Here is a 12078-nt window from a genome sequence, read left to right as displayed (position 1 = left end):
CTTTGCATTAGAGAACGGGCACGGGATGCTCCCGTAACGCCGTCAGCAAAGCCGCGGCGCTCGCACCACGACAATCCACAACTTTCAGGGCTCCGGCGGCACGTGCCAGCTCGGCGACCCTGGGGCTTGGTACAAACAACGGCAACTGCGCCAATTGCGGCCAGGCATCGCCAGCCAATTGATGCAGGTGCTCAAAACCCTGTCCACTGCTGACCACCAGTGCGTTCAGGCGTTCCGCTTCGATCCGGTCCGGCAGCGCTGCCGACGGGTACATCGGCAACTCGCGGCGGTACAACTCCAGATACTCGACACTAGCACCTCGCTCACGCAAGCGCTCGGCCAGCAACTCGCGCCCGCCCTCGCCGCGCAGGATCAGAACCCGTGGATCCGGCCGCGCAAGAGCCTCGCGCAGCGCTGCAAGTTCAAGCAAGGCTTCGCTGTCGTCCCCATCATCCGGGAAGCTCACGTCCAGGCCTTGATCCTCAAGGATCTGCGCCGTCGCGGCACCGACACTGAACCACTTCACACCCATTGCTTGCGAGCCGGAGCGTTCGAGCAATTCGACACCGATTCGCGCGGCAGGCTTGCTGACCACGATCACCGCGCAAAATCGTTCGAGGTTGCGAATCACGCCTAGCATTGTGTCAGAGGCAGGGATCGGCACGATGTCCAAAAGCGGCAAGCTGCTGCTGAAAATCCCCTGCCCGGCCAGAAAACGGCTCAGGGCTGCCGACTCATCCGCCGGACGCGTCAGCAGCAAGCGCCAGCCGGTCACTCGTGACCTGCCTCGCCGTAGACCGCTTTGAGAATGTCGGCGGCGCCCTGGCTCAAGAGATCCTCGGCCACTTGCACACCCAAGGCTTCGGCAGCACCACGTGGCGCACGCGCCTGGGCGCTGAGCAGCAGGCCACCGCTCGGATCGCCCACCAGGCCACGCAGCCAGACCTGCTCGCCTTCAAGCACGGCGTAACAGGCGATAGGCACCTGGCAGCCGCCATTGAGGTGTTTGTTGAGAGCACGCTCGGCGGTCACGCGGGTGGCGGTGTCCTGGTGATGCAGCGGCGCCAGCAGCGCATGAATTTCGCTGTCGGCAGTCCGGCACTCAATGCCCACGGCGCCCTGGCCACCGGCCGGCAGGCTGTCGTCGACGCTGATGGCCGAGGTGATGCGATCTTCAAAGCCCAGCCGGATCAACCCGGCAGCGGCGAGAATAATGGCGTCGTATTCGCCGGCATCCAGTTTGGCCAGACGCGTATTGACGTTGCCACGTAGGAAACGGATTTCCAGGTCCGGACGACGGGTCAGCAACTGAGCCTGGCGGCGCAGGCTCGACGTGCCGACGATGCTGCCTTGCGGCAACTCGGCCAGGCTGGAATAGGTATTGGAGACGAATGCATCACGCGGGTCTTCGCGTTCGCAGATGCAGAAAAGGCCGAGCCCTTCGGGGAAGTCCATCGGCACGTCTTTCATCGAATGCACGGCGATGTCGGCTTCGTTTTCCAGCAGGGCGGTTTCCAGTTCCTTGACGAACAGGCCCTTGCCACCGATTTTCGACAATGGCGAGTCGAGAAGCTTGTCGCCTCGACTGACCATCGGCACCAACGTCACGAGCAAACCCGGGTGGGCCTGTTCGAGACGGGCTTTGACGTATTCGGCCTGCCACAGGGCGAGAGCACTTTTGCGGGTGGCGATGCGGATTTGGCGAGAGGACATGGATCAATCCGTACTGAAAAGATACGACGGATAATAACAGCTCAGCCAAATCCACTTTGACTTGTATCAGAAACTACTCGGCCTCCCTGGCCCCGGATATCCGGCAATCGGGTGTGAAACTCGCCTGCGAACAGCGAATCAAAGCTGTTGCATCATTTTCCGCACGCCGGCCACATGGCGTCGACTGACGATCAATGCGTCACCGTTCAGGCCTTTGAGAAACAGCTGGAAATGCCCAAGCGGTGTGCGTTGCAAGCGTTCGATGCGTTCACGGGCAACCAGCGCGTTACGATGGATCCGCACGAAACGGTCACCGAATTCGTCCTCAAGCGCTTTGAGCGGCTCATCGAGCAACACTTCGCCCGCTTCATGGCGCAAGGTCACGTATTTGTGATCGGCGATGAAGTAGACCACCTGGTCCAGCGGAATCAGCTCGATCCCTTTACGGGTGCGGGCGCTGATGTGGCTGCGGGGACCACTGCCGCTTTCGGCAGCCGGACGGGTCAGGGCCGAGAGTTGAACACGATTGGGGCGCTCGGCTTTTTTTAATGCGTCTTGTAAATGTTCAGTTCTCACAGGTTTCACCAGATAGCCTACGGCGCTGGCCTGTAAGGCTTCCACGGCAAATTCATCGGGCCCGGTGCAAAACACCACGGCGGGCGGAGTTTCACGTTCGCACAATCGTGCGGCCACCTGCAGGCCATCGAGGCCCGGCATACGGACATCAAGCAGCACGATGTCCGGTTTGTGGCTGTCGATCAGTGCCAACGCTTCTTCGCCATTCGTGGCGCTGGGCTCCAGGACACTGTATCCCTCGAGTTCGCCAACCATTCGGCTCAGGCGCTCGCGGGCTAGGGGGTCGTCATCAACGATCAGGACATTCATATTGCGCTGGATTCCTGCGTGAGTCTTGCACAAGGATAGCGTAGACAGGTGAAGTGACGTCCGTCACCGCGATCCACGCTAAGACTAGCGCGAGCGTCAAAAAGTGCCGCTTGTCGGGCAGCTAAATTTTCATCTGCCGGGCGATTGGCGGCCCAGGCCCGCTTTGGCGACACATCGCCACAGGGTTTGCTGATACGCAATACGGACACCCCTCTTCTTATAGTCAGCTTTGGCACCAGGAAGTGCGCTGATCCTATTGTCCAACTGTAGACGGTTGCCGAGACGATATTGCTCAATTGAAAAATATCGTTGTGCAATTCGTCCACGGCTTGACCTGACACAACTCACGACATGAAAAACCAGTCGACCAGTGTCACCGACACGATTGGCAACCCTGTTATTATCCGCGCCAGTTTCAACGCCATTTTTCTTCAGCCGATACGAGCGAATTCATGAGCACTGACAAGACCAATCAGTCCTGGGGCGGCCGCTTCAGTGAACCCGTCGACGCCTTCGTCGCCCGCTTCACCGCCTCCGTCACCTTCGACCAGCGCCTGTATCGCCACGACATCATGGGTTCGATCGCCCACGCCACCATGCTGGCCAAGGTCGGCGTGCTGACCGATGCCGAGCGCGACAGCATCATCGATGGCCTGAAGACCATCCAGGCTGAAATCGAGGCCGGCCAGTTCGACTGGCGCGTCGATCTCGAAGACGTGCACATGAATATCGAGGCGCGTCTGACCGACCGAATCGGCGTGACGGGCAAAAAGCTGCACACCGGCCGCAGCCGCAACGACCAGGTCGCTACTGACATCCGTCTGTGGCTGCGTGACGAGATCGACCTGATCCTGAGCGAAATCACCCGCCTGCAAAAAGGCTTGCTGGAACAGGCCGAGCGCGAAGCTGGCAGCATCATGCCCGGTTTCACCCACCTGCAGACCGCTCAGCCGGTTACCTTCGGGCACCACATGCTGGCCTGGTTTGAAATGCTCAGCCGCGACTATGAGCGCCTGGTCGACTGCCGCAAGCGCACCAACCGCATGCCGCTGGGCAGCGCTGCGCTGGCGGGCACCACCTACCCGATCGACCGCGAGTACACCGCGCAACTGCTGGGCTTCGACGCCGTCGGCGGCAACTCGCTGGACAACGTGTCCGATCGCGATTTCGCCATCGAATTCTGTTCCGCCGCGAGCATCGCGATGATGCACCTGTCGCGCTTCTCCGAAGAGTTGGTGCTGTGGACCAGCGCGCAGTTCCAGTTCATCGATCTGCCGGACCGTTTCTGCACCGGTAGCTCGATCATGCCGCAAAAGAAAAACCCGGACGTGCCAGAGCTGGTACGCGGCAAAAGCGGCCGGGTATTCGGGGCGCTGATGGGCTTGCTGACCTTGATGAAAGGCCAGCCGCTGGCCTACAACAAGGACAACCAGGAAGACAAGGAGCCGTTGTTCGACGCCGCCGATACCTTGCGCGACTCATTGCGCGCCTTTGCCGACATGATTCCGGCGATCAAGCCCAAGCACGCGATGATGCGTGAGGCGGCGCTGCGCGGTTTCTCCACCGCCACTGACCTGGCCGATTACCTGGTGCGTCGTGGCCTGCCGTTCCGGGATTGCCACGAAATCGTCGGCCATGCCGTGAAGTATGGCGTTGAAAGCGGCAAGGACCTGGCGGAAATGAGCCTGGAAGAATTGCGCAAGTTCAGCGACCAGATCGATCAGGATGTATTCGCCGTGCTGACCCTCGAAGGCTCGGTCAATGCGCGCAACCACATCGGCGGCACCGCGCCGGCGCAGGTCAAGGCAGCCGTGGCACGCGGTCAGGCATTGCTCGCCAGCCGCTAAAAGTATCGCGGGCAAGCCCGCTCCCACAGGATTGGCGCCGAGTCACCATCTGTTGACCGACACAATATCTGTGGGAGCGGGGCTTGCCCGCGATGGCTGACTCAGGAGCGCTGCAAATCTACTTCTTGGCTGCAATCATCGCCATGAACGCCGGCATCGCCGCGTCCTTGTCCGCAGCAATCCGTTGCACATTCGGATTCTGCTCCAGCCGCTGCAACAGTGCCTTCGCTGCCGGCAGCTCGGCCAACAAATCGATATCGAACAGTTTCTTGGCGACCCCGCACGCCAACGGCACGCTGTACAGGAAATACAGATCCGCCACGCTCAAACTGTCGCCCGCCACGTAAGGGCTGAATTTGCCGTGTCGGCCCAGGGACGCCATGCCCAGCAGCAGCTCGGTGCGGGTCTTTTCCTTGATGGCATCCGGCAATGTCGTGCCGAAAAACGCTTCGCCATAGCAGGCACGGCCCGGCAGTTCGATATACAACTCGATCTCCTTGGCCAATGCCAGCACCTGCGCCCGCTCGTAAGGATCGCTGGGCAGCAGCGGCGTGCCTTTCTGGCTTTGCTCGATGTATTCGAGAATGACGCTGGTTTCATTGATGAAACCCTGCTCGACGCCCAGCACCGGTACTTTTCCACGCGGGCTGATGGCGAGCGCTTCCGGGGTTTGCCCGGCGTAAAACGGCACTTCTTCGAAGGGCAGGCCTTTTTCCAGCAGAGCCAGTTTGACCATGTTGTAGTAGTTGCTGACAGCAAATCCGTAAAGCTTGAGCATCACATAGCCTCCAGGCCGTGCGGGGTGGGCAGTGCCTGTTTATAGAACGCTGCGGCGTTTCTTGCCAGCAGCATCACGGGCATGAATGCGGGTAAACTGGCCATCTTTCCCCAAGGAGCCTGCCATGAGCGAGCCAACCGATATCGATGCCGACGAAGAAGAGTTCGCCGAGAACACGCTGGTCGAAGCTATCGAAAACCAGATCGAAAGCGACAACCCGCCAGCAGCCAAGGCAACGTTCAACAAGTTGACCCTGGTAGGTTACGAGCGCGAAGAAATCCTCAATCTGATGGCTCACGTTCTAGCGATAGAAATCGACGCAATCCTCGAAGAAGACCGCGCATTCAACACCCAATGGTATGAAGCAGCGCTGCGCGCATTGCCGGAACTGCCACCGGAAAAGAAATAAACCAGCGTGTGTGCCCGTGTAAGCCTCGCCGCGGTTTATCTGAAAACCTCGTCACGGCTCTTCGCGGGCAAGCCTCGCTCCTGCGGCACCCCGCAGCCGGGGAAAGCCGCCCCAGGCAAAAAAACCCTGCCGCCAGCACTGGACATGCCGCACGAGTGAGATCACCTTAGGGGCGCTGTCGTCCAATTCCTAGAAAGTCTGGAGTCCTTATGTCGCTTACCCCTGAGTTGGTTGCCGAACTGGAAGTCCTCGCACTCTTCAACCTGGACAGTTCCCAGGAAGGTTTGAAAATTCATCAGACCGCTGCCCCGAAACACATTGCCGCTGCCAAACGCCTGCATGAAAAAGAACTGATCGACCAGCCCGATGGCGGTTATCTGACCAGCCTGGGCCGTGATGCCGCTCAAAGCGTACAAACAGTCCTGACCATTCTGAGCGTCCAGGAAACAGCCTGAATCGCCCATTCGCCCACGGGAACCCCTGCCATGGGATTTCCGCGGGCCAGCCGGGTTGCCCGTTTCTGCCGAGCGCTGTCACCAGGCGATAGAAATCTGACGTCAAAAAACAAATTCAGCTTAAAAATCCCGTGGCCGAGGCGCTAAACTGCCCCTCACCCGAGAGCCCCACACCCGAGCCCCGCGAGCCGGTTTGAGCTGACATGACCCGCACCCATGAAATCCGCCCCGATCTGGAAGAGGGAATCGACCGAAAGGTTCTCAGCCAGCTGCGCGCACGTTTTCTGAAGCTCAATGACGGCCGCCTGGCCCGTGCCATAGAAGGCTTGTCCACTCGCCAGCAATTGGTATTGAGCCTCTTGCCGTTGTTCTTCCACGTCAATCATCCACTGTTGCCAGGCTACGTTTCCGGCAACACGCCGGCCGGCGTGTCGAATTACGAGCCGGACACCCACGTCCTGGCCGAAGCCCAGCGCCTGACCCGATCGTTTTCCTACAAGCCGCGCCACGGCAGCAATCCGCCCAGGCCGATTCACGGATTGTTTCTGATGGGCAGCCTCGGCACGCTGGCCCAGGCGGATCAGAGTGATATGGACGTGTGGGTGTGTCACAGCCCGGACTTGACCGAAAACGAGCTCGCCGAGCTGCGCAAGAAATGCCAACTGCTTGAAGCCTGGGCGGCGAGCCAGGGTGCGGAGGCGCATTTCTTTCTGATTGATCCGGTTCGTTTCGTTCGCGGCGAGCGCGATACACAGCTGAGTTCGGAAGACTGCGGCACCACCCAGCACTATCTGCTGCTCGACGAGTTCTATCGCACTGCCATCTGGCTGGCAGGGCGCACACCGATCTGGTGGCTGGTGCCGGTCTACGAAGAGGCGAGTTACGACCGCTACACTCACACGCTGCTCTCCAAGCGCTTCATCCGCGCCGACGAAAGCCTGGACTTGGGGCATCTGGCCTTTATTCCACCCGGCGAGTTTGTTGGCGCCGGCCTGTGGCAGCTGTTCAAGGGCATCGAGTCGCCGTACAAATCGGTGCTCAAGCTGCTGCTGACCGAGGTTTACGCCAGCGAACACCCCAGGGTCCAGTGCCTGAGCCTGCGCTTCAAGCAAGCGGTGTTCGCCAATCAGCTCGACCTCGATGAGCTGGATCCATATGTCGTGGTTTACCGGCGCATCGAAGAATATCTCGTCGCCCGAAATGAACCGGAACGCCTGGAACTGGTGCGTCGCGCGCTGTACCTGAAGGTCAACCGCAAACTGACCGGCAGCGGCGGCCGCACCCAGGGCTGGCAACGCTCGCTGCTTGAACGCCTGGCCCATGAATGGAAGTGGGACCAGCGACAACTGGCGCTGCTCGACAGCCGCAGCCAGTGGAAAGTCAGGCAAGTTGGATCGGAGCGCCGCGCCCTGGTCAACGAACTGAACTACAGCTACCGCTTCCTGACCCAGTTCGCCCGCAACGAACAAACCGTCAGCCTGATCAACAAACGCGACTTGAGCGTGCTCGGCCGTCGTCTCTACGCGGCGTTCGAGCGCAAGGCCGACAAGGTCGAGTTCATCAATCCGGGCATTGCCCCCGACCTGGCCGAAGACACCCTGACGCTGGTGCACTCGCCCGACAAGAAAGAATCCGGACAAAGCCAATGGGGCTTGTACAACGGCAGCCTCAATGCCCTCGAATGGGAGCATTTCGCGCCGATCAAGCGCAGCCGCCATCTGCTTGAATTGCTCACTTGGTGCCACCGCAACGGCGTGATCGACAGCAGTACGCGCCTCGCCTTGCACCCCGGCAGCAGCGATATGAGCGAATTCGAACTGTTCAATCTGCTCGGCAGCCTGCAACAAAGCATTCCCTTGCCACTGCCAACCGTTGCCGAAGAGCCTTTGCTGCGCGCCAGCGTGCCCAGCGAAGTGCTGATTCTGGTGAACGTCGGGGTCGATCCGCTAAAGCATCACCGCGACTTGAACATCCTGATGACTACCGAGCGCACCGACTCACTGAGCTATGCAGGGGTCCGCGAAAATCTGGTGTTGACCCTTGACCAGGTCACGCTCAATAGCTGGAACGAAGTGCTGGTCAATCGTTACGACGGCCCTCACGCCCTGCTCGACTGCCTGCGCGATTACCTCAACAACCTGCCGGATGGTCCGTTGCAGCCAACGTTGCGCGTACGTTGTTTTTGCCATAACCGCGCGCAGTTCATTGCCCAGCGCGTCGAGGACATTCTCGACACCGCGCAGAACTTGCTGCTCAGCCAACTCAATTTGCGCTACCTGATCCAGGTCCAGCAGCATTACCACGTGCTGGAGCTGGTGCCTGGCAAGGTTAAACATGCCGCCCTCACATCGTTGCCGGCCCTGTTCGAATACCTGGCACAGGAACAATCCGGTTACAGCCCGCTGCAGTTGGACCCGATGGCGCTGCAAGACCATGATCTGTCACTGCTGCTGCCCATGGGCCAGCCTGACAGCATTCAGGTGTTCTACCGGGTGAATGAAGGCTTGGCTGATCTGTACGTCCTCGATGAATTCAATGCCATGTGGCATCAGCGGTTGCCCTGGCATGACGAGCAGAGCCTGCTGGTGCCCTTGCAACGGTTTTTGCTGTCGATCCAGTACCGGCGCGACGCTGCACTGCCGATGGATTCGGCGCAACCGAAGAACCCGGACATCCTTTACTACCAACTCTCGCCCCACGGCCAGGGTCGGGCGCGCCGGGTCGAAGCCCGGCCAGCACCGCAAACCCCGGCCAACAAACCGTTCTATGACGTACAGGCGATCGTCGGCAAAGCCGCACCGGGCGAGGTGCAGGTCACGCTGTATTGCAATCAACGGGAGTTTTCAGAGCTGGAATACGGCGACCAACTGTTCAGCGTGGTCGCCCGGGAAATCGTCGAGCAGCGCCGCGAGAGCGAACGGTACCGTTGCTACATCACCGACCTGGATCTGGCGGGCCTGCTCGGTGATGGTCACGGCTCAAGCAATCTTTATTTGCGCTACAAGGCCGACCTGGAGCGTGCATTGAACGCCGCGCTCGAGCAGGTCTGAGACGCGATCAGATGTTGTAATCGCCACCGTTGGCCGGTTGCGATTCGACTTCCAGCAAGGTCAGCTTCAATGTCTTGCCGCCCGGTGCCGGCCAGTCGATATGTTGACCGACCTTCAACCCCAGCAGCGCACTGCCGACCGGCGCCAGGATAGAGATTTTGCCTTCGTCGGCATTGGCATCCTTCGGGTACACCAAGGTGAGGTGGTAATCCTTGCCACTGCTTTCTTCGCGGCAGTGCACACGGGAGTTCATGGTCACGACATCGGCGGGCACTTCATCGTGGCCGACCACGGTATCGGCGCGATCCAGTTCGGTTTGCAACGCGATAACGCCCGGCAGCGTGTCATCCAGGCTGTCGATCAGACGCTCCAGACGCTGAACGTCCAGACGGGTAAGGGTGATGGAAGGTGCGGTCATGATCAGGGCAGACTCCTTTCTTCTGCACGAAAAAAGCAAAACCCCGCCAGAAGAAGGCGGGGTTTTCACGAGCCTCGATGGGTTGAGGCGTACCCGGACACTATCACAGCTCAAAAAATATACAAGCTGGGCGATCCGGCTTCCGTGCGGTCCATTGTGGCGAGGGAGCTTGCTCCCGCTGGGCGCAAAGCGCCCCCAAAAGCATGCAGCTGCTTCGCAACCGAGCGGGAGCAAGCTCCCTCGCCACAACAGCCTTTATCCCGAGGATTTGCGGTGAGCAGCCTCGGCGCAAATCACCCGCCGGCGCTGATCATCCGCCGAGCGCCATTCACGGATGTCTTCGACATGGCGAAAGCAGCCCAGGCAGACTTTTTGCTCATCCAGACGGCACACACCGCTGCACGGCGACGGCACCGCTGGGCTGACATTGCTGTAGAGGGGCTTTGGCGGACGGACGGGCGCTGGCTGTGTCACGCGTTTACAGACCTTCGAAATCGAGTTCGACGTCTGCCTGCGCCTTGACGATGCGCTCAAGCATTTCACCCAGTTGCTCCTCGCTCTTGTCGCACATCCAGCGCTCGCTCTCTTCGTCGTAGTCGAAGTGGAAACCACCGGAAACAGCCGCCAGCCACAACTGACGCAGCGGCTCCTGGCGGCTGAAGATCAGCTGAGTGCCATTCTCGAACTTGACGGTCAGCACACCGGCCGAGCTCTCCAGATCGATATCCAGATCGCTTTCGTCAAAGATGTCTTCCAGCTTTTCCTGGGTTTCATCGACCAGATCGTGAAAACGGGCTTCGGACAAACTCATTGCGGCAACCTCAAAAATTGTCTGATCAGGCTCAAGCGCCGCAAGATACGGGCGAGCCCTGTCGATTGCAAAGGATAACGACCAAGCGATGCCATAGGTCCATCAAACACTGTTCCTGTGGGAGCAAGCTCCCTCGCCACACAAGCCCTCTCCCACAATGCATTCACACGACTTGCCTGCAGCAAGCCAAGCCCCGCCGGACGGGAGCCCCCTCGCATAGGCAAGCTGCCGGGTGGCCGGTATACTCCGGCGCAATTAATGCATTTTCAAGGATTTCGCCATGAAGCGCCTGATCTCTTCCCTTGCCGCGCTCCTCGCGGTCGCCTGCCTCGTGTCGGCCTGTGGTCAAAAAGGCCCGCTGTACCTGCCGGACGATAGCCAGGACCCTGCAGAGCAGGCACAGTCCTCGCAAAAGCAGCCGTCCAAGTCGCACAAGCACGACGTCTACCAATAAGGGAACCTCATGGACGCTTTTAACTACCGTGACGGTGAACTGTTCGCGGAAGGTGTTGCCCTGTCTGCCATCGCAGAGCGCTTCGGTACACCGACCTACGTTTACTCGCGCGCGCACATCGAAGCCCAATACCTGGCGTACGCCGATGCGCTGGCCGGCATGCCGCACCTGGTGTGCTTTGCGGTCAAGGCCAACTCCAACCTGGGCGTACTGAATGTCCTGGCGCGTCTGGGCGCCGGTTTCGACATCGTTTCCCGTGGCGAACTGGAACGCGTACTGGCTGCCGGCGGCAGTGCCGACAAGATCGTGTTCTCCGGCGTCGGCAAGACCCGTGACGACATGCGTCGCGCCCTGGAAGTCGGCGTGCACTGCTTCAACGTCGAATCCACCGACGAGCTGGAACGTCTGCAGATCGTCGCCGCCGAGCTGGGCGTTCGCGCGCCGATTTCGCTGCGCGTCAACCCGGACGTCGATGCCGGCACCCACCCGTACATTTCCACCGGCCTCAAAGAGAACAAGTTCGGCATCGCCATCGCCGACGCTGAAGACGTCTACGTGCGTGCCGCGCAACTGCCAAACCTGGAAGTGGTCGGCGTCGATTGCCACATCGGCTCGCAACTGACCACCCTGCCGCCATTCATCGACGCCCTCGACCGCCTGCTGGGCCTGGTCGACCGTCTCGGCGATTGCGGCATCTACCTGCGCCACATCGATCTCGGTGGTGGCCTGGGCGTGCGTTATCGCGATGAAGAGCCGCCATTGGCTGCCGACTACATCAAGGCCGTGCGTGAGCGTCTCGACGGTCGCGACCTGGCGCTGGTGTTCGAGCCGGGCCGCTTCATCGTCGCCAACGCTGGCGTGCTGCTGACTCAGGTCGAGTACCTCAAGCACACCGAGCACAAAGACTTCGCCATCGTCGACGCCGCCATGAACGACCTGATCCGCCCGGCGTTGTATCAGGCCTGGATGGACGTCACCGCCGTGCGCCCGCGTACCACCGCTGCCCGCGCCTACGACATCGTCGGCCCGATCTGCGAGACCGGCGACTTCCTGGCCAAGGAGCGTGAACTGGCCCTGGAAGAAGGCGACCTGCTGGCCGTGCATTCGGCCGGCGCCTATGGGTTTGTCATGAGTTCGAACTACAACACCCGCGGCCGCGCCGCTGAAGTGTTGGTGGACGGTGATCAGGCATTTGAAGTGCGTCGCCGTGAAACGGTAGCCGAGTTGTTTGCTGGCGAAAGCCTGCTGCCGGAGTAAG

At 60.3% G+C, this 12078-nt stretch carries 13 protein-coding genes; 6 read left to right on the top strand and 7 right to left on the bottom strand.

The features are described 5' to 3' along the window. Nucleotides 1–7: 7 nt before the first annotated feature. The 3 genes from D8U73_RS04440 to D8U73_RS04430 form a co-directional block, all read right to left on the bottom strand. A complete protein-coding gene (locus tag D8U73_RS04440; RefSeq protein ID WP_130903818.1) occupies nucleotides 8–775 on the bottom strand; it encodes a uroporphyrinogen-III synthase in 768 nt (255 codons plus the stop codon). After that, nucleotides 772–1713, bottom strand: coding sequence for a hydroxymethylbilane synthase (hemC, locus tag D8U73_RS04435; protein WP_130903817.1), 942 nt, complete (start codon nucleotides 1711–1713; stop codon nucleotides 772–774). Before hemC ends, D8U73_RS04440 begins: the two co-directional genes overlap by 4 nt. Before the next feature lie 138 nt (nucleotides 1714–1851). Then, nucleotides 1852–2598, bottom strand: coding sequence for a LytTR family DNA-binding domain-containing protein (locus D8U73_RS04430; protein WP_056854116.1), 747 nt, complete (start codon nucleotides 2596–2598; stop codon nucleotides 1852–1854). A 452-nt stretch (nucleotides 2599–3050) separates the two neighbouring features. Between D8U73_RS04430 and argH the strand changes: the two genes are divergently transcribed. Next, complete coding sequence (argH, locus tag D8U73_RS04425) at nucleotides 3051–4445, top strand: argininosuccinate lyase (RefSeq protein ID WP_130903816.1); 1395 nt, start codon at nucleotides 3051–3053, stop codon at nucleotides 4443–4445. Nucleotides 4446–4563: 118 nt separating this feature from the next. Here argH and D8U73_RS04420 read toward each other — a convergent pair whose 3' ends face one another. Then, entirely contained in the window at nucleotides 4564–5223 is a 660-nt protein-coding gene (locus D8U73_RS04420) for a glutathione S-transferase (protein WP_056854118.1), read from the bottom strand. 124 nt (nucleotides 5224–5347) lie between these two features. Here D8U73_RS04420 and D8U73_RS04415 point away from each other — a divergent pair, with 124 nt between their 5' ends. From D8U73_RS04415 to D8U73_RS04405, 3 genes are all read left to right on the top strand, one after another. Continuing rightward, complete coding sequence (locus tag D8U73_RS04415) at nucleotides 5348–5632, top strand: hypothetical protein (protein WP_130903815.1); 285 nt, start codon at nucleotides 5348–5350, stop codon at nucleotides 5630–5632. A 209-nt stretch (nucleotides 5633–5841) separates the two neighbouring features. After that, nucleotides 5842–6087 carry a TIGR02647 family protein gene (locus tag D8U73_RS04410; protein WP_056854120.1) on the top strand — a complete coding sequence of 82 codons (246 nt, stop codon included), beginning with the start codon at nucleotides 5842–5844 and terminating at the stop codon, nucleotides 6085–6087. Between the two features lie 203 nt (nucleotides 6088–6290). Beyond that, complete coding sequence (locus D8U73_RS04405; RefSeq protein WP_130903814.1) at nucleotides 6291–9137, top strand: class I adenylate cyclase; 2847 nt, start codon at nucleotides 6291–6293, stop codon at nucleotides 9135–9137. Between the two features lie 7 nt (nucleotides 9138–9144). Here the strand turns inward: D8U73_RS04405 and rnk are convergent, their stop codons facing one another. From rnk to cyaY, 3 genes are all read right to left on the bottom strand, one after another. Beyond that, nucleotides 9145–9555, bottom strand: a complete 411-nt coding sequence (gene rnk / locus D8U73_RS04400) for a nucleoside diphosphate kinase regulator (RefSeq protein ID WP_056854122.1) — start codon at nucleotides 9553–9555, stop codon at nucleotides 9145–9147. A gap of 255 nt (nucleotides 9556–9810) precedes the next feature. Next, nucleotides 9811–10029, bottom strand: a complete 219-nt coding sequence (locus D8U73_RS04390) for a DUF1289 domain-containing protein (protein WP_082557569.1) — start codon at nucleotides 10027–10029, stop codon at nucleotides 9811–9813. A 4-nt stretch (nucleotides 10030–10033) separates the two neighbouring features. Continuing rightward, on the bottom strand, nucleotides 10034–10366 hold the full coding sequence (gene cyaY / locus D8U73_RS04385) for an iron donor protein CyaY (RefSeq protein WP_056854123.1): 333 nt from the start codon (nucleotides 10364–10366) through the stop codon (nucleotides 10034–10036). Between the two features lie 280 nt (nucleotides 10367–10646). Between cyaY and D8U73_RS04380 the strand changes: the two genes are divergently transcribed. Next, a complete protein-coding gene (locus D8U73_RS04380; RefSeq protein WP_082557570.1) occupies nucleotides 10647–10820 on the top strand; it encodes a lipoprotein in 174 nt (57 codons plus the stop codon). Between the two features lie 9 nt (nucleotides 10821–10829). Continuing rightward, on the top strand, nucleotides 10830–12077 hold the full coding sequence (gene lysA / locus D8U73_RS04375; protein WP_056854124.1) for a diaminopimelate decarboxylase: 1248 nt from the start codon (nucleotides 10830–10832) through the stop codon (nucleotides 12075–12077). The last annotated feature ends 1 nt before the right edge of the window (nucleotide 12078 follow it).

This window comes from Pseudomonas sp. Sample_22, from assembly GCF_004307635.1.
In the GTDB taxonomy this organism is placed as follows: domain Bacteria; phylum Pseudomonadota; class Gammaproteobacteria; order Pseudomonadales; family Pseudomonadaceae; genus Aquipseudomonas.
The sequence above is the reverse complement of the archived record's forward strand: the minus strand, read 5'-3'. Positions and strand labels throughout refer to the sequence as shown.